Source organism: Bradyrhizobium amphicarpaeae (assembly GCF_002266435.3).
Taxonomy (GTDB): domain Bacteria; phylum Pseudomonadota; class Alphaproteobacteria; order Rhizobiales; family Xanthobacteraceae; genus Bradyrhizobium; species Bradyrhizobium amphicarpaeae.
In genome coordinates, this window is the sequence record NZ_CP029426.2 from 1,254,062 (window position 1) to 1,276,423 (window position 22,362).

25 protein-coding genes are annotated in these 22,362 nt (G+C 65.7%); 15 read left to right on the plus strand and 10 right to left on the minus strand.

Features of this window, described 5'->3' with window-relative positions; translation table 11 throughout:
• The first annotated feature begins 144 nt into the window (after positions 1 to 144).
• From CIT40_RS06100 to CIT40_RS06110, 3 genes are all read left to right on the plus strand, one after another.
• Positions 145 to 924 carry a sulfite exporter TauE/SafE family protein gene (locus tag CIT40_RS06100; RefSeq protein ID WP_094895043.1) on the plus strand — a complete coding sequence of 260 codons (780 nt, stop codon included), beginning with the start codon at positions 145 to 147 and terminating at the stop codon, positions 922 to 924.
• Positions 921 to 1,151 (plus strand): hypothetical protein, encoded by a 231-nt coding sequence (locus CIT40_RS06105; RefSeq protein WP_094895044.1) that lies wholly within the window; start codon positions 921 to 923, stop codon positions 1,149 to 1,151. The genes CIT40_RS06100 and CIT40_RS06105 overlap by 4 nt, the downstream gene beginning before the upstream one ends.
• Before the next feature lie 115 nt (positions 1,152 to 1,266).
• Positions 1,267 to 1,965 (plus strand): glutathione S-transferase family protein, encoded by a 699-nt coding sequence (locus CIT40_RS06110; RefSeq protein WP_094895045.1) that lies wholly within the window; start codon positions 1,267 to 1,269, stop codon positions 1,963 to 1,965.
• Between the two features lie 103 nt (positions 1,966 to 2,068).
• On the opposite strand, the gene CIT40_RS06115 is transcribed toward CIT40_RS06110, so the two are convergent.
• From CIT40_RS06115 to CIT40_RS06125, 3 genes are all read right to left on the minus strand, one after another.
• Positions 2,069 to 2,713 carry a SagB/ThcOx family dehydrogenase gene (locus CIT40_RS06115; protein ID WP_094895046.1) on the minus strand — a complete coding sequence of 215 codons (645 nt, stop codon included), beginning with the start codon at positions 2,711 to 2,713 and terminating at the stop codon, positions 2,069 to 2,071.
• The gene (locus tag CIT40_RS06120) at positions 2,710 to 2,937 is read right to left on the minus strand and encodes a hypothetical protein (RefSeq protein ID WP_148667172.1); all 228 of its coding nucleotides are present in this window, start codon (positions 2,935 to 2,937) and stop codon (positions 2,710 to 2,712) included. Before CIT40_RS06120 ends, CIT40_RS06115 begins: the two co-directional genes overlap by 4 nt.
• Before the next feature lie 175 nt (positions 2,938 to 3,112).
• Positions 3,113 to 3,316: a cysteine-rich CWC family protein gene (locus CIT40_RS06125; protein WP_094895048.1), complete on the minus strand. Its 204-nt coding sequence runs from the start codon at positions 3,314 to 3,316 to the stop codon at positions 3,113 to 3,115.
• 114 nt (positions 3,317 to 3,430) lie between these two features.
• On the opposite strand from CIT40_RS06125, the gene CIT40_RS06130 reads away from it, so the two are divergent.
• From CIT40_RS06130 to hmuQ, 3 genes are all read left to right on the plus strand, one after another.
• Complete coding sequence (locus tag CIT40_RS06130; RefSeq protein ID WP_094895049.1) at positions 3,431 to 4,978, plus strand: DUF1800 domain-containing protein; 1,548 nt, start codon at positions 3,431 to 3,433, stop codon at positions 4,976 to 4,978.
• Between the two features lie 2 nt (positions 4,979 to 4,980).
• The gene (locus tag CIT40_RS06135) at positions 4,981 to 6,195 is read left to right on the plus strand and encodes a DUF1501 domain-containing protein (protein ID WP_162307827.1); all 1,215 of its coding nucleotides are present in this window, start codon (positions 4,981 to 4,983) and stop codon (positions 6,193 to 6,195) included.
• An 80-nt stretch (positions 6,196 to 6,275) separates the two neighbouring features.
• Positions 6,276 to 6,590 carry a heme-degrading protein HmuQ gene (hmuQ, locus tag CIT40_RS06140; protein WP_094895051.1) on the plus strand — a complete coding sequence of 105 codons (315 nt, stop codon included), beginning with the start codon at positions 6,276 to 6,278 and terminating at the stop codon, positions 6,588 to 6,590.
• A 16-nt stretch (positions 6,591 to 6,606) separates the two neighbouring features.
• On the opposite strand, the gene CIT40_RS06145 is transcribed toward hmuQ, so the two are convergent.
• From CIT40_RS06145 to CIT40_RS06170, 6 genes are all read right to left on the minus strand, one after another.
• Positions 6,607 to 7,548, minus strand: a complete 942-nt coding sequence (locus CIT40_RS06145; protein ID WP_094895052.1) for an aldo/keto reductase — start codon at positions 7,546 to 7,548, stop codon at positions 6,607 to 6,609.
• A gap of 250 nt (positions 7,549 to 7,798) precedes the next feature.
• Positions 7,799 to 8,254 (minus strand): GNAT family N-acetyltransferase, encoded by a 456-nt coding sequence (locus CIT40_RS06150; protein WP_094895053.1) that lies wholly within the window; start codon positions 8,252 to 8,254, stop codon positions 7,799 to 7,801.
• Between the two features lie 71 nt (positions 8,255 to 8,325).
• Complete coding sequence (locus CIT40_RS06155; protein ID WP_094895054.1) at positions 8,326 to 9,138, minus strand: PAS-domain containing protein; 813 nt, start codon at positions 9,136 to 9,138, stop codon at positions 8,326 to 8,328.
• Positions 9,139 to 9,267: 129 nt separating this feature from the next.
• Positions 9,268 to 9,426, minus strand: a complete 159-nt coding sequence (locus CIT40_RS06160; protein ID WP_094895055.1) for a hypothetical protein — start codon at positions 9,424 to 9,426, stop codon at positions 9,268 to 9,270.
• Positions 9,427 to 9,499: 73 nt separating this feature from the next.
• A complete protein-coding gene (locus tag CIT40_RS06165; protein ID WP_167443327.1) occupies positions 9,500 to 9,676 on the minus strand; it encodes a hypothetical protein in 177 nt (58 codons plus the stop codon).
• Positions 9,677 to 9,831: 155 nt separating this feature from the next.
• Positions 9,832 to 10,482 (minus strand): glutathione S-transferase family protein, encoded by a 651-nt coding sequence (locus CIT40_RS06170; RefSeq protein ID WP_094895056.1) that lies wholly within the window; start codon positions 10,480 to 10,482, stop codon positions 9,832 to 9,834.
• Between the two features lie 528 nt (positions 10,483 to 11,010).
• On the opposite strand from CIT40_RS06170, the gene CIT40_RS06175 reads away from it, so the two are divergent.
• From CIT40_RS06175 to CIT40_RS06205, 7 genes are all read left to right on the plus strand, one after another.
• Entirely contained in the window at positions 11,011 to 12,213 is a 1,203-nt protein-coding gene (locus tag CIT40_RS06175; RefSeq protein ID WP_094895159.1) for a pyridoxal phosphate-dependent aminotransferase, read from the plus strand.
• Between the two features lie 159 nt (positions 12,214 to 12,372).
• Positions 12,373 to 12,852: a DUF992 domain-containing protein gene (locus CIT40_RS06180; RefSeq protein WP_094895057.1), complete on the plus strand. Its 480-nt coding sequence runs from the start codon at positions 12,373 to 12,375 to the stop codon at positions 12,850 to 12,852.
• Positions 12,853 to 13,053: 201 nt separating this feature from the next.
• Positions 13,054 to 15,102 (plus strand): elongation factor G, encoded by a 2,049-nt coding sequence (locus CIT40_RS06185; RefSeq protein ID WP_094895058.1) that lies wholly within the window; start codon positions 13,054 to 13,056, stop codon positions 15,100 to 15,102.
• 333 nt (positions 15,103 to 15,435) lie between these two features.
• Positions 15,436 to 15,708, plus strand: coding sequence for a helix-turn-helix domain-containing protein (locus CIT40_RS06190; protein ID WP_094895160.1), 273 nt, complete (start codon positions 15,436 to 15,438; stop codon positions 15,706 to 15,708).
• Positions 15,709 to 15,817: 109 nt separating this feature from the next.
• The gene (locus CIT40_RS06195; protein ID WP_094895059.1) at positions 15,818 to 17,560 is read left to right on the plus strand and encodes a SulP family inorganic anion transporter; all 1,743 of its coding nucleotides are present in this window, start codon (positions 15,818 to 15,820) and stop codon (positions 17,558 to 17,560) included.
• A 97-nt stretch (positions 17,561 to 17,657) separates the two neighbouring features.
• Entirely contained in the window at positions 17,658 to 18,497 is an 840-nt protein-coding gene (locus tag CIT40_RS06200) for a shikimate dehydrogenase (protein WP_094895161.1), read from the plus strand.
• 65 nt (positions 18,498 to 18,562) lie between these two features.
• Entirely contained in the window at positions 18,563 to 19,189 is a 627-nt protein-coding gene (locus CIT40_RS06205; protein WP_162307370.1) for a hypothetical protein, read from the plus strand.
• A gap of 155 nt (positions 19,190 to 19,344) precedes the next feature.
• Here the strand turns inward: CIT40_RS06205 and CIT40_RS06210 are convergent, their stop codons facing one another.
• The gene (locus CIT40_RS06210; protein WP_094895061.1) at positions 19,345 to 20,481 is read right to left on the minus strand and encodes an alpha-hydroxy acid oxidase; all 1,137 of its coding nucleotides are present in this window, start codon (positions 20,479 to 20,481) and stop codon (positions 19,345 to 19,347) included.
• 117 nt (positions 20,482 to 20,598) lie between these two features.
• Between CIT40_RS06210 and CIT40_RS06215 the strand changes: the two genes are divergently transcribed.
• Positions 20,599 to 20,766, plus strand: a complete 168-nt coding sequence (locus CIT40_RS06215; protein ID WP_167361667.1) for a hypothetical protein — start codon at positions 20,599 to 20,601, stop codon at positions 20,764 to 20,766.
• Between the two features lie 220 nt (positions 20,767 to 20,986).
• Positions 20,987 to 22,330 (plus strand): phosphoglucosamine mutase, encoded by a 1,344-nt coding sequence (gene glmM, locus CIT40_RS06220; RefSeq protein ID WP_094895063.1) that lies wholly within the window; start codon positions 20,987 to 20,989, stop codon positions 22,328 to 22,330.
• The last annotated feature ends 32 nt before the right edge of the window (positions 22,331 to 22,362 follow it).

Here is a 22,362-nt window from a genome sequence, read left to right on the forward strand (position 1 = left end):
CCTGGATTCCGGGTGAGGGGACTCTCCGTATCCAACTTTCACCGTCTCCGCGGAGACCCCCCTCACCCCACGCTCTCCCGCAAGCGCGGCAAGGGAGTGAGGCGGCTTCGGTCCCTTACGTGCCCATCACAGGAGATTCCCCACGTGACGCCCATCATGATCGCTGCCCTCGGATTGCTGATGGTCGCCACCGCGTTCCTGTCGGGGCTGTTCGGCATGGCGGGCGGGCTGATCCTGATCGGCGTGCTCTTGGCGCTGATGCCGCTGCCGACCGCGATGGTGCTGCATGCGATCACGCAGATGGCCTCGAACGGCTGGCGCGCGTTGCTGTGGCGGGCGCATATCCGCTGGCGGCCGGTCGCGAATTATATGGTCGGCGCTGCCATCGCGCTCGCGGCGTGGTCGCTCACCCGCTATGTGCCGGACAAGCCGATGGCGCTGCTGCTGCTCGGCATCACCCCGTTCATGGCGCGGCTGTTGCCCGCGAACATCAAGCCGGACCCCGACCGTCTGTGGCAGGGAACGGTCTACGGCACGATCTGCATGGGCCTGATGCTGATGACCGGCGTGTCGGGCCCGCTGCTCGACACCTTCTTCCTCGGCGGCGATTTCGGCCGGCGCGAGAAGGTCGCGACCAAGGCGATGTGCCAGCTCGTCAGCCATTTCACCAAGCTGATCTATTTCGGTGGCATCATCGACCAGGCCGCGAGCCTCGATCCCGTGCTCGCCGGCGTCGCCATCCTCGCCTCGATGCTCGGCACCACGCTGGCGCGGCGCATCCTCGAAGCCATGACCGACCAGCAATTCGTGGCCTGGTCGAACAAGCTGATCCCCACCATCGCCTGCTACTATATCGCCTATGGCGGCTGGCTGATGCTTCGCGTGCCGGTTCTGGCCGCCTTCGACAGGGGAGGTTTGCAATGAGCGAAATTGCCGATCCGCTGGTGCTGGACTTCGTCGAATGGGTCGCGCGCGAGCCGCGCGCCTATGCCGAGGTGATTTCGACCTGGAAGACCTCATGCCCGCGCCTCACCATCTGGGAAGACGCAGCCGACCGCGGCTACGTCGCGCGTGAGACGATTGCCGGTGTGGGGCTGGTGATCGCGGTGACGGAAGGCGGCGAAAAGCTGCTGCGAGCGCATGGGCGGTAGTTGCGAGTGTTTCGGCCTCCACAACGTCATTGCGAGTGCAAGCGAAGCAATCCAGAATGTCTCGGCGGCGGTAGTCTGGATTGCTTCGCTGCGCTCGCAATGACGGAGCCCCACCATGTCACTCAAGCTCTACGAACTCGTCGGCACCGATGCTGCGCGTCCGTTCAGCCCGTATTGCTGGCGCACGCGGATGGCGCTGGCGCACAAGGGCCTCGCGGCGGAATCGCTGCCCTGGCGCTTCACCGAAAAGAGCGCGATCGCGCCGCACGGCTCGGAGAAGGTTCCGGTACTGCTGCACGATGACAAGCCGGTGGTCGATTCCTGGGCGATCGCGAATTATCTCGAGGACAATTTCCCGGACCGCCCGTCGCTGTTCGGCGGCGAGGGCGGCCGTGCCATGGCGCGCATGATCAACGCTTGGGGCGACATCGTCATCGTCGGCGGCATCTTTCCGCTGATCGTCGCCGACATCCCGAACAATCTCGACGAGGTCGACGCCGCCTATTTCCGCCAGTCGCGCGAGGCGCGCTTCGGCGGCAGGACGCTGGAGCAGGCCATGGCAAGCCGCGACACCGGCGTGGTCGCGTTCCGCAAATCGCTCGAAGTGATGCGGCAAACCGTGAAGAAGCAGCCCTTCATCGGCGGCGCCGCGCCGAACTATGCCGACTACCTCGTGTTCGGCGGCTTTCAATGGGCGCGCGCGACGAGCCCGTTCAAGCTGCTCGAAGCCGATGATCCCGTCTATGCGTGGCGGGAAAAGCTGCTCGACGCGTTCGATGGCATGGCGCGGACATCGCCCGGATTCTCGGTCTAGCCGATCGGCGGATCAGCTGGCCGAAGGCGCAGCCCGCCGCGATGCGCGGTGCATCCTTGCTGGCAGCGCGCCGAACTGCCGTGCGGGCTCAATTGGCTGCGGATCAGCTCGCGGGAAAGCCGACCGTCTGCGACAGCAGCACCTGGTGGTCGTGAGGCAGTCCGAGCGCTTCCGCAATCGCCTCGCGGTTGATCCATGCGCGGATCACGGTGGCAAGGCCGCTGCTGGCCGCAAACAGATAGACGTTTTCCGTGATCGCGCCGGCCGCGACGGACGCGAAGCTTTCGCGGCTTGCGACCGGGATCAGCGTCATGCGGCCGTGGTCAGCGACATAGACGAGGTCGAGCGGAGCCTCGTCGACGAAATCCTGGTAGCCGGTAATGCGCCGGATGTCGCTGCCGGCGACCAGTTGCAGCGCATTGTCCCCGGCGTCGTAGCGATAGGCGCCGGAGGGAAGCGCGACGTAGATGTCGATTTCATTGGCATGCATCGCCGACGGTGCGGTGCGGCCGCCATCGTCCCGATTGATGCCATTGGCCGCCCACAGCAGGTTCGACAACATCGGCATCGGCAGCTCCGTGCGGGCGAATTCACGCTGCGACCGCCTGGCCGCTATCGCCTCCATCAACGGCAAACCGCCGGCCTTCTCGGGCGCAGGCAACACGATCCTGGGCGGCGCATCGCCCGTCGCGGGCTTGGGCCGGAGCCGCCCCATGGCGCCAAGCGCCAGCTTTGTCAGCGTGCTCATCGTGTTTGCCTTCTGTTCGCCCCGTCCTGTCGTTGCGGCGGGGGATCTTCCAGATTGGACGCGATCAGCGTGGCATGGCCCTGATTGACCAGTTCGACCGCGCGCTGCGCCTCGGTGGCCTGCGCTTCGAACAGCGCGCAACTGTCCACTTCGCCGTCGATCATCATCCCCTGCGCGGTCTGGAATCGCGCCATCGCGACACGCTTCGTGGCGAAGGCCTTCAAATCGAAATCCTCGTTGGGACGTTTGAGACGGACCACGAACATGCTTGCCTCCGCAGCGGCAGATAACCCGCATATTAGGGCGCACATTTGCCGCGGGGACGTTGCTCTAGGTCAAGGCCGGGGAACTCGTCGGCCGGGAGCTCTCCTTCGCAAGGCAAGCCGGTCGCCAGCCGATCTACTCCACTGCTTCCGCAGTCGCCGCAGCCTTGCGCAGGCAATCCCGGCACAGGCAATCCTCACCCTTCACCGGCATCGGCAGCCGTGCCGTCTCCTCCGCGCACCAGCAGTTGCCGGAGAGATCGCAGCCGAACTCGGTGCCGCAGCGCGCGCAGGTGAGGCGACGCGGTTCCGGGGCCGAGGATTCTTTCGGATTTGTCATGATTTACGTCGAAGCTTCGCCGTGACTTTCATGTCGGGTTCATCTGTCGCTGGGGTATATTAGGCGTCGCGCGCGGACTCCGAAAGCGGCTCCCGACACGCGAAGGACAAATCGATGGCCCGCGATTCGCAAGCCGCGCTCGTCGCGCTCAACCGCTTCGGCCTCGGCGCCCGCGGCGGCGCCTCGGGCGATCTCATCAACGCCGCCTCCGATCCGCGCGGGTTCGTGAAGGCAGAGCTCGTCCGTGGGAGCGGAGTGCTGCTGGAAGCGCCCGGTCTGCAATCGACCCAGCAACTCGGGCTGGCCGTCTTCGCCTATCAGGATCAGGTCAAGCAGGCGCGCGAAGCGGCCAAGGCCGCCGCGCCCGCCGGGACGCCGTCGCCTGCGGAACAGAAGCCCGGGCTCCGCCGCAATCTTTCGCTGAATGCGGCAGCAACGGAGGTCGCTGGCCAGATGACGGAGGCCAGGCCGGCGGACAATGCGGCAAAGCCGGACGCGATGCAGCCCAATGCGGCACCGCCGGCGGCGAAGCCGGCCCCGCAGCCGCTCAACGTGATTCAAAAGACCTTCCGCACCGAGGCGTTGGCGCGCCTGCAACGCGCGACGCTCGCGACCTGCGGCTTCACCGAGCGTCTCGTTGCGTTCTGGTCCAACCATTTCTGCATTTCCGCGACAAAGGGCGAGCTGGCGCGGATCTGGGCCGGCGCGTTCGAGCGCGAGGCGATCAGGCCGCATGTGCTCGGACGCTTCGCCGACATGCTAAGAGCGGTCGAGCAGCATCCAGCGATGCTGTTCTTCCTCGACAACCAGCAATCGCTGGGGCCGGATTCGCGCGCGGGCCAGAATCGCAAGCGCGGGCTCAACGAGAATCTCGCGCGCGAGATCATGGAGCTGCATACGCTCGGCGTCGGCGGCGGCTACACGCAGGACGACGTCACCTCGCTCGCGCGCATCATCACCGGCTGGACCTTTGCCGGACGGCAGGGGCAGCTCGGCACGCCCGGCTCCTTCGTGTTCAACAGCAATGCGCACCAGCCCGGCGCGCAGATGCTGCTCGGCAAGACCTATGAGCCGACCGGCCTGGCGCAAGGCGAAGCCGCGCTCGCCGAAATCGCGCGCCATCCGTCGACCGCGAACTTCATCGCCACCAAATTCGTCCGGCATTTCGTCGCCGATGATCCGCCGCCGGGATTGGTGGCGCAGTTGCGGGATGTCTTCGTCAGGACCGACGGCGACCTCAAGGCGCTCGCCGCGGCGCTGATCGATTCCGACGAGGCCTGGAAGGCGCCGCTGACCAAGATGCGCAGTCCCTACGATTTCCTCGTCGCGAGCGGCCGGCTGCTCGCGCGCGTGCCGGAGGATCCCGGCGCCTATCTGAACAGTCTGAATCTGCTGGGACAGCCGCTGTGGTCGCCGGCGGGGCCGAACGGTTTCCCCGATACCGGCGCCGCGTGGGCTGCGCCCGAGGGCATGAAGCTCAGGCTCGATATCGCAGCTCAAATGGGCGCGCGGCTCGGGCCCAATATCGATCCGCTGGATCTGCTGGAATTCGCGGCGGCGGATGCGGCCTCCATCGAAACGCGCAGAACCATCGAGCGGGCGGAGTCGCGCCAGCAGGCGCTGGCGCTGCTCCTGATGTCGCCGGAAATGCAGAGGAGATGATGATGATCGACTGCGTCGAGAACCGCCTCCTCACCTCGCGTCGTAGCCTGCTGCTCGGCGGCGCCTCGTTTGCAGCCTGGGCTTATTTGCCGAAGTTCGCACGTGCCGCCGATGGGCGCGATCCCCGGCTGATCGTGGTGATCCTGCGCGGCGCGCTCGACGGTCTCTCGACCGTCGCGCCGATCGGCGATCCCGACTATGCCGGCCTGCACGGCTCGATCGCGCTCGCCGCGGATGGAGCGCATCCCGCGATCATGCTGGATTCCTTCTTTGCGCTGCATCCGGCGATGCCGGAATTGGCGCGCATGTATCGCGACAAGCATGCCGCGGTGGTTCACGCGGTGGCGACGCCCTATCGCGACCGCTCGCATTTCGACGGCCAGGATGTGCTCGAAAGCGGGTATGCCGGGCCGGGCCGCGTGCAGTCCGGCTGGCTCAATCGCGCGCTGGAAGCGCTGCCGCGCGGCGAGCGGGTATCGAGCGCTCTCGCGGTCGGGCCCACCACGCCGCTGGTGCTGCGCGGCAACGCGCCGACCGTCGGCTGGGCCCCTGTGGCGCTGCCGCAAGCCGATGATGACACCGCGATGCGCCTCGTCGATCTCTACCGTCATCGCGATCCCGCGCTGGCGATCGCCTTGTCGCAAGGCCTCCAGTTCGACAAGGCCGCTGTTGGCGACGACATGAAGCCGAAGGCCGGCAATCAGGTTGCGCAGATGCGCCAGGTCGCGCGCGGCGCGGCCAAGCTGATGGCGTCCGACGACGGCCCGCGCATCGCCGCGCTCGCCTTCGACGGCTGGGACACGCATGCCAACGAAGGTGGACCGGTCGGGCGTCTCGCCTTCCTGCTCGGCGGTCTCGACGGTGCACTCGCCGAATTCGAAAGCGGCCTGGGCGAGCGCTGGCGCGACACCGTCGTCGTCGTCGCCACCGAATTCGGCCGCACTGCGCGCATCAATGGCACCGACGGCACCGATCACGGCACCGGCACGATCGCGCTGCTCGCCGGCGGCGCCGTGAAAGGCGGCCGCGTCATCTCCGACTGGCCGGGCCTCAAGCTGGCCAACCTCCATGAGGGGCGTGACCTCAAGCCGACCACCGATCTGCGCTCGGTGATCAAGGGCGTGCTGCAAGGACAGTTTGGCCTGTCCGATCGTGTGCTGGCGGAGACGGTGTTTCCGGATAGTGTCACAGCGAAGCCGATGCAGGGGCTTGTGTAATTCGTCATTCCGGGGCCCGCGCCTTGCGGCGCGTCCCGGAATGACGACATGATGATGCGAGCATCAGGAGAAACCGCCCCATGTACATCGCCATGAACCGCTTCCGTGTCACCAAGGGCTCCGAGGCCGCTTTCGAGCAGGTTTGGCTCGGCCGCGACACGCATCTGGACAAGGTGCCGGGCTTCGTCGAATTCCATCTGCTGCGCGGACCGGAAGCCGAGGACCACACGCTCTATGCCTCGCACACGGTGTGGGCGAACTACGCCGCATTCGAGGCCTGGACCAAGTCCGAGGCGTTTCGCGCGGCGCATGCGCGGGCGGGCGACACCAAGCCCACCTATCTCGGCCATCCCCAGTTCGAAGGCTTCGAGGTGATACAGACCGTGGCGAAGTAGCGCCGCGCCGTGAAAATCAGCCCAGCGTGATCTTGTCGATCTCAGCCATCTCCTCGGCACGGAGCTTCCAGGCGATCGCCTTGACGTTCTGCTCGATCTGCTCGACGCGGGTGGCGCCGGCGATCACGCTGGATACCTGCGGGCGGGCGGCGAGCCAGGAGAAGGCGAGCTCGAGCATGCTGTGGCCGCGCGCCGTGGCGAAAGCCTGCAGCTTCTCGACCATGTCCTCGTTGCGCGGCGTGACGTAGCGGTCGCGCAGCCGCGGTGTCTGGCCGAAGCGGGTATCACCGGGCGCGGCCTCGCCCTTCTTGTACTTGCCGGTCAGAAGGCCGCTGGCCAGCGGGAAGAACGGCAACAGGCCGAGCTTGTATTCCGTTGCTGCCGGCAGCAGGTCCTTCTCGATGTCGCGCACGACGAGCGAGTATTCGTCCTGGCACGACACGAAGCGGCTGACATTCATCGCGCGCGCGACGTACTCGGCCTCGGCGACGCGCCAGGCCGGAAAGTTCGAATTGCCGATGTAGCGAACCTTGCCCTGGCGGACGAGATCGTCGAGCGCGCGCAGGCTTTCCTCGATCGGCGTCAGGGGATCGTAGTCATGCTGCTGATAGAGATCGATGTAATCGGTCTTCAGCCGCGTCAGGCTCGCCTCGACCGCCGCCATGATGTAGCGGCGCGAGGCGCCCTGCTTGGTGCCGTCTTCCGCCATGGGCTTGGCGTATTTCGTCGCCAGCACGATGTCCTTGCGGCGGTCGCCCAGCACGGTGCCGAGCACCGTCTCCGAACCGCCCATGTTCGAGTAGATGTCGGCGGTGTCGAACAAGGTGATGCCGAGGTCGAGCGCACGATGGATCACCTTGCGCGAGGTCTCCAGATCGGTGCGCTGGCCGAAATTGTTGCAGCCGAGGCCGACCGCGGACACGCGCAGGCCGGAGGCGCCGAGATTACGAATTTCCATGGGAGATCCTGTCAGGTGAGCTGCGGCGCATTGTGACCAGCGCGGGCCGGGTCAGCAAGGCGCGCGCCGCGCTGCTGCCATGCCGACAGGGCGGACAAAAAAATGCGGCCCCTGTCAGACGCGGCGACTGACGGGGACCGCTTGGGGCGCTTGATCGGTGACGGGGGGCCTGATCAGACGCAGCTGCAGCATAGTCCCGCTATGTTACGCGCGGGTGACAGGCGGAGTTATCCACAGGTGCGCGCGGGGGTCAGAACAGCTTGCGATAGACGATGAAGCCGGAACGCTCCGCGACCTTGTCGTACAGGCGTTGCGCCGTGACATTGGTCTCGTGCGTCTGCCAATAGACCCGCGGCGATCCTGCCAGTTTCGCCTGCTCATACACGCCGTGAATCAACGCCGCGCCGACGCCCTGGCCGCGCGCTCCCTCTGAGGTGAACAGGTCCTGCAGATAGCATGACGGCTCGATCGCCGTGGTGCTGCGATGAAACAGGTAGTTCGTCATGCCGAGCAGCTTGCCGTCGCTCTCGGCGACCAATCCGTGCACCGGCTCGTAAGCATCGAAGAAGCGCTGCCACGTCACGCGCGTGATCTCGGGTGCAAGCGCGGTCGGGCCGGAGCGGCCGTAGAAAGCGTTGTAGCCGTCCCACAGCGGCAGCCATTGATCATAGTCCTGCCTGGTGACGGCGCGAATGGTGAGCGACATGTGGATTTCCTGCGATCGATGGGACGTCCTTCATACGTGAAGACGGGCGTGCCGATCAATCGCAAGTCGCATCACTCCGCGACCCGCAGGTACCGGATCAGCCTCCGGCCGGCGGGATCGCGCAGCGAGCGGTAGTAGTCGGCGCGTGAGGGCGCGTCGGTGTGGCGCACGAGGTCGGTCACCGGCGTGGTGCTGAGCATCCGTCCGCCGTCGGGCAGGGCGGTGCAGACGAAGCGCAGCACCTCGCCGTTGCGCAAGGCGATGTTGATCGGCGTGGCATCGCCGCTCCGCACCGTCTCCATCCGCTGCGCGATGAAGGTGCCGAGCTCGTCTTCGGGCAGCTCGAACGCGCCGGTGTCGCGGCCGTGATACATCAGCGCGATGAAGGGCGGCTTGCCGTCGGCGATCTCGTCCGGCACCGCGAAATAGTCGCGGAACGCGCGGTTGATGAACTCGGCCCGCGTCTCGACATCGAGCAGCACGATGCCGATATCGACCTGGTCGAGCGCGGCCGACAGCCGTGCCGCGATGGCGTGGCTCCGGCGCTCGGCTGCGACCGTACCGAGCAGCCGCTCGCGCATCAGGCCAGTGATGCCGGCGGTGCCCGCAGCCGTGATCGCCAGGAAGCCGAGCGGGATCAGATCGGCGCTAGTCAAGCCGAAACCGCCGTGGCGGCCGAGGAGGAGCAGCGCCGCACCGATCACCGCGATGGCCATGCTGGTGATGGCGGAGGCGAGACCCGACAATGCGCCGGCGAGCGCCACGATGCCAACGAGCAGCGGTGCGGGCGAGGCTGTGGGGATCAAGCGATCGAGAGCCATCGTCAGCAGCAGGGTCGCTGCCGTCAGCACTGGACCGTAGATCGCACGCCATCCGAACCGCATCGACCAGTCTCGCTCCTCCCCGAACGAGCTAAGGCGGCAACACTGACTGATCGTTCCGCCAATGCGATGCGTTTTCGCGCGGTGTGCTTAAGCTGCGCTTGCGCACAAGCGTAAGGCTTTCGGATGATTTTAGACCAGGTGCGTGTGCTCGAGGGGCTGCTGCAGCGAGGGAGCATTCAGCGTCGAGATTCCCGGGCCCTTGCGGGTGCCGACGAATATCAACAGCGAGGCCGCGACCAGGATGGCCGCAGTCAGGGTGATTGCAACAACTACCACAGGTGACTTCATCGACGTCCCGTCACGATGCCGGTCGGCGCGGGTCGCTCGGCGCCTCGAAGGCTCAACCAGGATGAAACGGAAATCAGACCGGCAGGCCCATCGCCATGGTCGCCTTGGTGGAGAGCACCGTCAGGGCGACGATCAGGCACAGCGAGAGCGCGGCGACGGCCAGCGAGGCCGCGACGGCGTGGATTAACCGGGAGGATGCGACGGGTGCGGGCTGGCCCTGAAAGCCTGCCGTGCCGGACGCCCGAATCATAGCCTAAATCCTTCAACGCGCGAGCGAATCACCCGCGACGTCGAACAATTTCACCGCTGCAACAGGCAATATTGCGGCGGCTATCGCGAGGAAAATGGCGGGATTGCGGCGAACACTCCCTTTGTGCCCGCTATTCGCCCGAGCACATGGCGCGCTCAGGCGCCGGCGGCAACGCTGGCGGGGTCGTCGACGTCGGCCGGCCGCCAGTCCATCGACACGAAGCCTGGCGCAGCTTCCACTCGCTCGAGCCAGTCGCGGATCGCCGGGAACGCCTGGAGGTCGAAGTCGCAGCGGTCGGCGAGGTGAGTGTAGCCGTAGAGCGCGATGTCAGCGACGGTCAGTTGGCGCGCGGCGAAATAGGCGTTGGTCTTGAGATGGTTCTCCATCACCTGGAGCGCGCCATAGCCGCGCTCCATCCAGTCCTCCAGCGAATGGGTCTGGAGGTCGCGGCCGCCCTTGACCAGCGACAGCCAGAAATAGGCTGCGCCGATGTTCGGCTCGAGTGCGTGCTGCTCGAAGAACATCCATTGCAGCGCCTCGGCGCGGTCGATGCGGTTCTCCGGTGCGAGCGGCGTGCCGACGGCGACGTACCAGAGGATGGCGTTGGACTCGGCGAGAAAGCGGTCGTCGCCGACCTCGAGCAACGGCACCTGTCCCGACGGGTTCTTGGTCAGAAAGTCGGGCGTGCGGCTCTCGCCGCGCAGAATGTCCACCTCGATCGCTTCGTAAGGCAGGTTCAGCAGCGCCAGCGCAAGGCGGACCTTGTAGCTGTTGCCCGAGCGTTGCATCGAATAGAGCTTGTACATTCTGGGAATGATTCCGGAAGACAGGGAGGCGCGGCGCTTGTTGCCCCGCGACGCGGCTAAACAATGATGCCGATGCGAATCCGCCGCAAGGGCCGGCCAATAGAAAAACTCGAAAACCCTACCGCACTGCAGCGCTGAAGAAGATCGTTTCCGTGTGGCCATGCAACGCAGTTCACGCTTGCGTTAACATGCGACGCATCGCGTCGCGTGATCGTGTGCGGCTGGACGATATGTGTCTCTGCTCGTCACGGCCAGGACAAGCCGGAGCATGACGGCGTATCGATTTCATGGCGACGCGCAACGCGCAAAAATTGCTCCGAGGACAAGCCTTCCGAAATATGAGGGATTCGCGCGGTAAAGTTGCGGAAAATTGCTGGAAATCGCTGCTCGAACCGCTCCAAATCCGCAAGTTTTTCTGAGATCTGGCCGAAGTTTCTTGCGGTGCAGCGGCACACGTTTTAGGGTATCTCATTCCCACAATCAGAGTCGTGAGGCCCAGGGCTTTTCGACGCTTGTCAGGAGATGATGATGTCCTTCCTTGCCGCTGCGCTCGACCGTGTGAAGCCGTCCGCGACCATCGCGGTCACGGATAAAGCACGTGCGCTGAAAGCGGCGGGCCGCAACGTCATCGGCCTGGGTGCCGGCGAGCCCGACTTCGACACGCCCGCCAACATCAAGCTGGCGGCGATCCACGCCATCGAGGCCGGCAAGACCAAGTACACCGCGGTCGACGGCATCCCCGAGCTGAAGGAAGCCATCATCGGCAAGTTTCAGCGCGAGAACGGTCTCACCTACAAGCCGAACCAGATCATCGTCGGCACCGGCGGCAAGCAGGTGCTGTACAACGCGCTGATGGCGACCACCAATCCGGGCGACGAGGTGATCATTCCCGCACCGTACTGGGTCAGCTACCCCGAAATGGTGGCGCTCGCCGGCGGCGAGCCGGTGCCGGTGGTCTGCACCGCCGCGACCGGCTTCAAGCTTCAGGCCGAGGCGCTCGAACGTGCGATCACGCCGAAGACCAAATGGGTGATCCTGTGCTCGCCATCGAACCCGACGGGCGCGGCCTACACGCGTTCGGAACTGAAGGCGCTCACCGACGTGCTGGTCAAGCATCCGCATGTGTGGGTGATGACCGACGACATGTACGAACATCTCGTCTATGACGATTTCGTCTTCACGACCGTGGCGCAGGTCGAGCCGAAGCTCTACGACCGCACCCTCACCGTGAACGGCGTGTCGAAGGCCTATTGCATGACCGGCTGGCGCATCGGCTATGCCGGTGGCCCCGCGCAGCTGATCAAGGCGATGGCGACGATCCAGTCGCAGTCGACCTCGAACCCGTCCTCGATTGCGCAATGGGCGGCGGTGGAAGCGCTGAACGGACCGCAGGATTTCATCCCCGCCAACAACAAGGTTTTCAAGGAGCGGCGCGACCTCGTCGTCTCCATGCTCAACCAGGCCAAGGGCATCGAATGCCCGCGTCCCGAGGGCGCCTTCTACGTTTATCCATCCTGCGCCGGCACGATCGGCAAGACCGCGCCGTCGGGCAAGGTGATCGACAACGACGAGACCTTCGTCACCGAGCTCCTTGAGACCGAAGGAGTCGCGGTGGTGCAGGGTTCTGCCTTCGGTCTTGGACCTGCGTTCCGCATCTCCTATGCGACCAAGACCTCGGACCTCGAAGACGCCTGCAAGCGCATCCAGCGCTTCTGCGGTAATTTGCGCTAAGCGCGTCTGCAGCAATATCGCGAAAAGGCCCGCTCAGGCGGGCCTTTTTTATTGCATCACGAAATCTGGCACGGGGATTACTCTTGTGGCATAGAACTCCCGCGCGGCTTGCATCGTCCCTTCCAACGCTCGCCTCATATTCATTGCCGGAGATATTTCATGCGCCGTCCACTCCTTCTCGCCGGGCTTGCCGTAGCCAGCCTCGTTGCCTCCGTTGCGGGTGCCAGCGCGCAGTCGCGGATGGTGAAGGTCGGCGTGCTCGAATGCCGCGGCGGTGCCAGCGTAGGCTTCATCGTGGGCTCGGTGACCCATCTCGGCTGCGTGCTGCGCGCCGACGGTCTGCCGGAAGACCGCTACGTCGCGACGATCCGCAAAGTGGGGCTCGACATCGGCATCACCCAGGAGACGGCGCTCGCGTGGGGTGTGTTCGCCCCGGTGAATCGGCTAGGGCCCGGCGACCTCGCCGGCAATTACGCTGGCGCGCAGGGCAGCGCCTCGGTTGGCGTCGGCCTCGGCGGCAACGTGCTGGTCGGCGGCTCCAACAATTCGATCGCGCTCCAGCCCCTCAGCGTGCAGGGCCAGGTCGGCCTCAACGTGGCCGCCGGCCTCGAAAGCCTGGAACTACGTCCGGGCCGTTAACGATTTGCGAGCTGGGCGCTTTCAATCTCTCCCACGAGGAGAGGTGGAACACCGCATTTGCGATCATGGAATTATAAGACTTGATCTAACTGACGACGCACCGCAGCGACGTTTGACGCTTGCCAAATCTCGGGGACGGGCAGAGCATCTGCGCTTGCCGACCCAATCATGGGCCGAGCTCCACACCAAGGAGGCGGCGAAATGGGACAAGACGTCAGAAGTCCCCGAGGTCCACGGTGCATTGCGCTGGTGGGCCCTTTCCAAAGCGGTAAAACCACCCTTCTCGAAGCAATACTGGCGCGAACGGGCGCAATCCCGCGCGCCGGCAGCGTCGATGCCGGAACCTCCGTCGGCGACGCCACGCCCGAGGCCCGTCATCACAAGATGAGCGTCGGCCTGACTGCCGCCACCACGAGTTTCATGGGCGACAGCTACACCTTCCTCGATTGTCCCGGTTCCGTCGAGTTTGCGCACGACATGCGCGCCGCGCTGCCTGCGGTCGATGCCGCCATCGTGGTCTGCGAGGCCGACGAGAAGAAGCTGCCGCAGCTCCAGATCATCCTGCGCGAGCTGGAAGAGCTCAAGATCCCGCGTTTTCTGTTCCTCAACAAGATCGACCGCGCCAACAAGCGCATCCGCGAAACGCTCGCAACGCTGCAGCCCGCCTCCCGCGTGCCGCTGGTGCTGCGCCAGATCCCGATCTGGAAGGACGAGCTGATCGAGGGTTTCGTGGATCTCGCGCTGGAACGCGCCTTCGTCTATCGCGAGCACAAGGCCTCCGAAGTGGTCGCGCTCGAAGGCGGCGATCTCGATCGCGAGAAGGAAGCCCGCTTCTCGATGCTGGAGAAGCTCGCCGATCACGACGACTCGCTGATGGAGCAATTGCTCGAGGACATCCAGCCGCCGCGTGATGCAGTGTTCGACGATCTCGCCCGCGAACTGCGCGAAGGCCTGATCTGTCCCGTGCTGCTGGGCGCTGCCGCGCGCGAAAATGGCGTGCTGCGTTTGATGAAGGCTTTGCGCCACGAGGCGCCGGGAATAACGGAGACCGCAAGACGTCTCGGCGTTGCCGAGACCCGGGACGCGCTCGGCTTCGTGTTCAAGACGCTGCATTCGCAGCATGGCGGCAAACTGTCATTGACGCGGCTGCTCGCCGGCCATCTCGACGACGGCGCAACGCTGCAATCCGCTTCCGGAGGAGCAGGCCGCGTCTCCGGCATCCTCGCCGTCAACGGCGCCTACGACACCAAGCGTGCCGCAGCCGAAGCCGGCGACACGGTGGCGCTCGCCAAGCTCGATCCGATCAAGACCGGCGACACGGTCTCGAGCGGCAAGACTCCGCCTGCGGCGCTCGCGGTCGCGGAGCCGACACCGCCGGTGCTTGCGATCTCGGTCGCGGCCACCGATCGCAAGGACGACGTCAAGCTCGGCCAGGCGCTGACGCGGCTGCACGAGGAGGATCCCTCGCTGGTCATCGTGATGAACGCCCAGACTCACGACACCGTGCTGTGGGGGCAGGGCGAAATGCATCTGCGTGTCGCCGGCGAGCGGCTGCGCGACCGCTTCGGCGTCAAGATCACCTCGCATCCACCCGCCATCGGCTATCAGGAGACCATCCGCAAGCCGATCGTCCAGCGTGGCCGCCACAAGAAGCAGTCCGGCGGCCACGGCCAATTCGGCGACGTCGTGCTCGACATCAGGCCGTTGCCGCGCGGCGAGGGCTTCAAGTTCGCCGAGAAGGTCGTTGGTGGCGCCGTGCCGCGCAACTACATCGGCGCGGTGGAAGAAGGCGTCGTCGACGGATTGACGCGCGGTCCGCTCGGTTTCCCCGTCACCGATTTGCAGGTGACGCTGACCGACGGCTCCTATCACAGCGTCGACTCGTCCGATCTTGCCTTCCGCACGGCGGCGCGGATCGGACTGAACGAAGGCCTGCCGCAGTGCCAGTCGGTGCTGCTGGAGCCGATCCACGTGGTCGAGATCGTCTGCCCGACCGAGGCCACCGCCAAGATCAACGCGATCCTGTCGGCGCGGCGCGGCCAGATCCTCGGCTTCGACACCCGCGACGGCTGGGGCGGCTGGGACTGCGTCCGAGCCATGATGCCGGAAGCCGAGATCGGCGAGCTGATCGTGGAGCTGCGCTCGGCCACCGCCGGTGCCGGCAGCTTCACCCGCACGTTCGACCACATGGCCGAAGTCACCGGCCGCGCCGCCGACCAGATCATCGCCGCGCATCAGCACGCGGCGTAGGTAGGCTGCGAGCGATAACGCACAACTCTCTCACCCTCTCCCGTCCTTACTGGGAGAGGGCTGGGGTGAAGGCGCTGACGTGTGTCCCGGACGCGCTGCAATGCGCAGCATTGCTGCGCAGAGCCGGGACCCAGAGAGCCACGGAGCGCTGCCGCATGGGCCCCGGCTCTGCGGCGCACCACTTCGTGCTGCGCCGCGTCCGGGCACGAGGCCGGGGTCTTGCGCGCAAAATTACACAAGGACGCAGGCCTTGCGTTTTGCATCAAATGATGTATTTTACATCATTGTACACGTTCTAGATATCATTTATAATCGTTGATACGTGAGGCCAAGGTGATCACGTCGTTCCAGATGCGGGCGGCCCGTGCGCTGCTCGGCATCGACCAGAAAACCCTGGCCGAGCTTGCCGGCGTTTCGCTTCCGACCATCCAGCGGATGGAGGCCTCGACCGGCAATGTGCGTGGCGTGGTCGAAACCCTGATGCGGGTGGTCGATGCGTTCGAGCGGGCCGGCGTCGAGCTGATCGGCGAACAGGCGCGCAGTGAAAGCGGCGGCCGCGGCGTTCGGCTGAAAGAGCCGGGGCCACCGCGTCGGGTGGGAGCGTGATCCCGCAATGATCATGCTCTGGAGCAGGTTGAAATAACGCACCGTCGCGCCGAAGCACGCGGCCGCACGATGCATCGGAGCGTTGTGGGCAGCGGAGCACTTTGCTGAAATGAGCATCACGGGCGAACACGCAGGCAAGCTGCACCAGCTTCGTCGACCAAGCTTTACCGAACTCTATCTGCCAAAGCTCGTGACAGTCTGGCGTGAAGGCTACGGCATCGCAGACTTCCGCGCCGACGTCTTCGCGGGCCTGACGGTTGCGATCGTGGCGCTGCCGCTGTCGATGGCGATCGCGATCGCCTCGGGCGTGACGCCGGACCGCGGCCTCTACACCGCCGTGGTCGGCGGCTTCATCGCTTCGCTGCTCGGCGGCAGCCGGTTCCAGATCGGCGGACCCGCCGGTGCCTTCATCGTCCTGGTCGCAGCGACCGCTGAGCGTCACGGCGTCGACGGCGTCATTCTCGCCACCCTGATGGCGGGGCTTTTCCTGGTCGTGGCCGGCTTCCTGCGCATCGGCACCTACATCAAGTTCATTCCCTATCCAGTGACGGTCGGCTTCACCGCCGGCATCGCCGTGATCATCTTCGCCAGCCAGCTCCGCGATCTCGGCGGGATCACGCTTGCGGGGAAAGAGCCCAGCGAGTTCGTTCCAAAACTGGTCGCGCTCGCCGGCGGCCTCAACACCATCAATCCATCCGCCGTCGCGGTCGCCATCGTCAGCATTGCCATCATCGCGGCCCTGCGGATCTGGCGGCCGTCCTGGCCCGGCATCCTGATTGCGGTCGTGCTCGCCGCCGTCGCATGTGCCGTGCTGTCGCTGCCGGTGGAAACCATCGGCTCGCGCTTCGGCGGCATTCCGCGCGAATTGCCCTCGCCGGCGCTGCCGGCCTTCTCGGTTGCGAAGGCGACCGCCGTGCTGCCGGATGCGATCTCGTTCGCGCTGCTGGCCGCGATCGAATCGCTGTTGTCGGCGGTGGTGGCCGACGGCATGACCGGGCGCCGTCACCGCTCCAACTGCGAACTGGTGGCGCAAGGCGCCGCCAATATCGGCTCGGCACTGTTCGGCGGCATCTGCGTCACCGGCCTGATCGCGCGCACGGCGACCAACATCCGCGCCGGCGCGCGCGGGCCGCTGGCAGGCATGCTGCACTCCGTGTTCCTGCTGCTGTTCATGCTGATCGCGGCGCCGCTCGCAAGCTACATCCCGCTGGCCGCGCTCGCCTCGGTGCTGGTCGTGGTGGCCTGGACCATGGCGGAGAAGCACGAATTCGCCACGCTCGTGCGCTCGTCATGGGGCGATGCCGTCGTGCTGCTCGCGACCTTCCTGCTGACGGTCTTCCGCGACCTGACCGAAGGCATCCTGGTCGGCTTCGCGCTCGGCGCGGTGCTGTTCATCCATCGCATGGCGGAGATGACTGGCATCGAGGAACGCTCGCCCTTGGTCGCCGGCGATCGCCCCGACGATGGCAACGGCGATCGCGTTCGCTACGATCCTGCGCTTGCGGTCGATCGCGACGTGCTGGTCTATCGCATCACCGGCGCGTTCTTCTTCGGTGCGGCTTCGGCGATCGGGAGCGTGCTCGACGAGGTCGCCGACAAGCGCAAAGCCTTCGTGGTCGATTTCGCCGCGGTGCCGTTCCTGGATTCGACGGCCGCCAACGTGCTCGGCCGCGTCGCCGCCAAGGCCCACCGCCAAGGCATCCGGCTGTTCATCACGGGCGCCTCGCCCGCGGTCCGCCGCGCGCTGCTCACCCATGGCGTGACGCCGCCGCGGGCGCGCTATCGCCAGAGCCTCGAACGCGCCATTGCCGACATCAAGGGCGGTTCGGGCGAGGAGACTGCGCCGAGCTGACGGCGGCTATTCTCCCGCCGCCACCACGGCGCTTGCGCGCTTGACAGAGCGGGCGCGACGCGAAATGGATCGCCTCGGATACGACCCCGAGGAAACGATGACCGTGCCCAAAGCTCCTGCAGCCTGTCTGATCGGATGGCCGGCCGCGCATTCGCGCTCGCCGCTGATCCATCATTACTGGCTGCGCACGTTGGGCATCGAGGGCGGCTACGTCATCGAGGCGGTGCCGCCCGAGGACCTCAGGGATTTCGTGCTGCGGCTGTCGCTGCGCGGATTCGTCGGCGCCAACGTCACGATCCCGCACAAGGAAGGCGTGCTGGCGCTGTCGACGCCCGACGCGCGCGCCAAGGCCGTCGGCGCGGCGAACACGCTGTGGTTTGCCGACGGCGAGCTGCGCTCGACCAACACCGACGTCGAAGGCTTCATCGGCAATCTCGACGCCAGCGCGCCCGGCTGGGATGCCGCCGAGGAGGCGCTGGTGCTCGGCGCCGGCGGCTCCGCGCGGGCGGTCGTGTTCGGCTTGCTCGAGCGCGGCATCAAGCGCATCCATCTCGCCAATCGCACCATCGTGCGGGCCGAGACGCTGGCAGGACAGTTCGGGCCGAACGTGCATCCCGTGACGTGGGACGGAATCGACGACGTGCTGCCGCGCGCAAAGCTTCTCGTGAATACGACCTCGCTCGGCATGCACGGCCAGCCCTCGCTCGATGTCGATGTCGGGCGCCTGCCGCCGGCGGCAGTGGTCGCCGACCTCGTCTATGTGCCGCTGGTGACGCCGCTGCTCGCAGCCGCAAACGCGCGTGGCCTGAAGACCGCCGACGGGCTCGGCATGCTGCTGCATCAGGCGGTGCGCGGCTTCGAGCTGTGGTTCGGCCGGCGGCCGGAGGTCACCCCCGAGCTGCGCGCATTGGTCGAGGCTGATCTCACAAAGACTTGAGCGGGGTGCGGCGAATAGCACACCATCTCCGGAGTTCTATCGTCGTGGGACAATCGGAGACCGTTATGGCTATTCAACGTGCAACTTTCACACGTCCACTGATCGCTGTCGCGATGGTGGCCGTCTCGACTTACTGCGCCTTCGCCCAAAGGGCGCCGGTGCCGACGCGGGTGCGCGGCACCATCGAAGCCGTCAACGGTGACACCATGCAGGTCAAGTCGCGCAGCGGCGAGGACGTCAAGCTGCGCATCGCGTCTGACGTCAACGTGTCGGGCATTACCAAGATTTCACTCGCCGACATCAAGCCGGGTTCGTTCATCGGTGCGACCACCGTGCCGGGACCGGACGGCGGCCAGAACGCCGTCGAGGTCCACGTCTTTCCGGAGAGCATGCGCGGCACCGGCGAGGGCTCGCGGCCCTGGGACCTCAAGCCGAATTCGAGCATGACCAATGCGACGGTGGCGGAAAGCGTCGTCGGCAATGACGGTCACACGCTGCTCGTCAAATACAAGGACGGCGAGAAGAAAGTCTTCGTGGCCGACAACACGCCGGTGGTGACCTTCGTGCCGAGCGACAAATCCGAGTTGAAGCCGGGCGCCAAGGTCATCGCCTTCATGAAGCAATTGCCGGACGGCTCGTTCGAGACCAACCGCGTCAGCGTCGGCCGCGACGGCCTGACGCCGCCGATGTGAGGGAGGAAGCGGAGCACTCGTAGGGTGGGCAAAGGCGCGTTTGCGCCGTGCCCACGCTATCTCTCTTTGGCGCACAATGGTGGGCACGCTTCCGCCTTCGCTCTTCGAGCTACGGCGGACAAGTCGCTTTGCCCACCCCATGGCGTCACCTGCCGTCACATCGCGATGACATGATCGTCGATCTCGTCGATCCGGTTGACGCCGCACAGGCCCATGGTGGTGAGCAGCTCTTTCTGGATGATGTCGATCGCCTTGGCGACGCCGACCTGGCCGCCGGCGCCAAGCCCGTAGGCGTAGGCACGGCCGAGCATGCAGGATTTTGCGCCGAGCGCGAGCGCACGCATCACGTCCTGGCCGGAGCGGATGCCGCCGTCGAACATGATCTCCATCCTGTCACCGACCGCATCCGCGATCTCGGGCAGCACCTCGATCGAGGACGGCGCACCGTCGAGCTGACGGCCGCCATGGTTGGAGACGACGAGGGCCTGCGCGCCGGTCTTGGCGGCTTCCTCGGCGTCCTCGACGTCGAGGATACCCTTGATGACGAGCTTGCCCGGCCAGATGCTGCGGACCCACTCGACGTCCTTCCAGTTCAGCGAGGTGTCGAACTGCGAGGCCGTCCACTCGGCGAGGCGATTGAGATCCTCGGTGTTCTTCACGTGGCCGGCGATGTTGCCGAAGGTGCGGCGCTTGCCTTGCAGCACGCCGGAGACCCAGGCGGGCTTGCTGGCGAAATCCAGCAGCTTCGACAGCGACCACTCGGGGGGCACCGTCATGCCGTTCTTGATGTCGGCGTGGCGCTGGCCGATCACTTGCAGGTCCACGGTGAGCACCAGCGCGCTGCACTTGGCCGCCATCGCGCGCTGGATCAACTCCTTGATGAAGCCGCGGTCTTTCATGACGTAGAGCTGGAACCAGAACGGCTTCTCGACATTGGCGGCGATGTCCTCGATCGAGCAGATCGACATGGTCGATTGCGTGAACGGGATGCCGGCGGCCTGCGCTGCGCGGCAGGCGTGGATCTCGCCGTCGCCATGCTGCATGCCGAGCAGGCCGACGGGCGCGAGCATCAGCGGCATGGTCGAGGGCTCGCCGAGGATCGTGGTGGAGGTGTCGCGCTTGGAGACGTCGACCAGGATGCGCTGGCGGAACTTGATCGCCTGCATGTCCTCGCGGTTGGCGCGCAGCGTCTCCTCGGCATAGGAGCCGCGGTCGCAATAGTCGAAGAACGCCTTTGGCACGCGGCGCTTATGCAGCGCGCGAAGATCGTCGATACAGGTGATGTGCTTCATGATCGTTCCCCGGCCCGTCTTCTACCCAAGAGTCTTGCATCGGAAGATTTCGGGGTCATCTAGCATGGTTGGCTGCACAGCCAAATCCGTTTGCAGAACGTTTTGCAGGAGGGCGTCATGACGAAACCGCACGCTGGACCTTCGCCGGAAGAGATCAAGGAAAAGCATGATCTCGAGGAAGCCCTGGAAGAGGGCCTGGAAGAGACCTTTCCCGGCTCCGATCCCGTCAACGTCACCCAGCCGGCGCCGAGCCGCGCCGACGGCCACGTGAAGCGCAGCGATTGAAGCTGGTTCCGCCCTGTTCCAGCGCGATGGACAGGAAATATAATGTTAACAAGATCTTACCGGAGCGGGGGCGTCCCTGGTTCCGTAATGATTCATCATATTTTTTGAAGCCAAGTTAGCCGCGCAGGCATTATAAGACCCCAGCAAATCAGGGATGCGGGCCCCGTTCGGGCAGCCCGTGGTTGTAGAGGGGTCCCCTGGTTGTTGCTTGGGGGACGATATGAGCCGCAAATATTTCGGGACGGACGGGATTCGGGGCCGCGCCAACGGACTGATCACGCCGGAGCTCGCGCTCAAGGTCGGCCAGGCCGCAGGCCTTGCGTTTCAGCGCGGTGACCACCGCCACCGGGTCGTGATCGGCAAGGACACCCGCTTGTCCGGCTACATGATCGAATACGCCATGGTCGCGGGCTTCACCTCGGTCGGCATGGACGTGCTGCTGGTTGGCCCGATGCCGACGCCGGCGGTCGCGATGCTGACCAAGTCGATGCGCGCCGATCTCGGCGTCATGATCTCGGCCTCGCACAATCTGTTCGAGGACAACGGCATCAAGCTGTTCGGCCCGCAGGGCTTCAAGCTCTCCGACGATGTCGAGAAGCAGATCGAGCAGCTGCTCGACGAGCCCATCGACAAGAGGCTCGCACAGAGTGCGAGCTTGGGCCGCGCCCGCCGCATCGACGGCGTGCATGACCGCTACATCGAATTCGCCAAGCGCACGCTGCCGCGCGACCTCTCGCTCGACGGCCTGCGCGTCGTGATCGATTGCGCCAACGGCGCGGCCTACAAGGTGGTGCCGGAAGCGCTGTGGGAATTGGGCGCCGACGTGGTGCCGATCGGCGTCGAGCCCGACGGCTTCAACATCAACAAGGATTGCGGCTCGACCTCGCCGGAAGCGCTGTCGCGGAAGGTGCGCGAGATGCGCGCCGACATCGGCATCGCGCTCGACGGCGACGCCGACCGCGTCATCCTGGTCGACGAGCGCGGCCATGTCGTCGACGGCGACCAGCTGCTGGCGGTGATCGCGCAGAGCTGGAAGGAAGACGGCCGCCTGTCACGTCCCGGGATTGTCGCCACCGTGATGTCCAATCTCGGCCTCGAGCGCTTCCTGAAAGGGCAGGGGCTCGATCTCGTGCGCACGCCGGTCGGCGACCGCTACGTGCTCGAGCAGATGCTGAACGGCGGCTACAATCTCGGCGGCGAGCAGTCCGGCCACATCATCCTGTCCGACTACGCCACCACCGGCGACGGTTTTGTCGCCGCGCTGCAGGTGCTCGCGGTGGTGCAGAAGCTGCGCCGGCCGGTGTCCGAGGTCTGCCACCGCTTCGATCCGCTGCCGCAGATCCTCAAGAACGTCCGCCACAAGGGCGGCAAGCCGCTCGACGATTCCGACGTCAAATCGGCAATCTCCGACGGCGAGAAGCGCCTCAACGGCCACGGCCGCCTCCTGATCCGCTCCTCCGGCACCGAGCCGGTGATCCGCGTCATGGGCGAGGGCGAGGACCGCATCCTGGTCGAGGACGTCGTCGACACCATCGTCTCCGCGCTGGGCCAGGCGGCGGCCTGATCCTTCTTACCCTCCCCTGGAGGGGGAGGGTA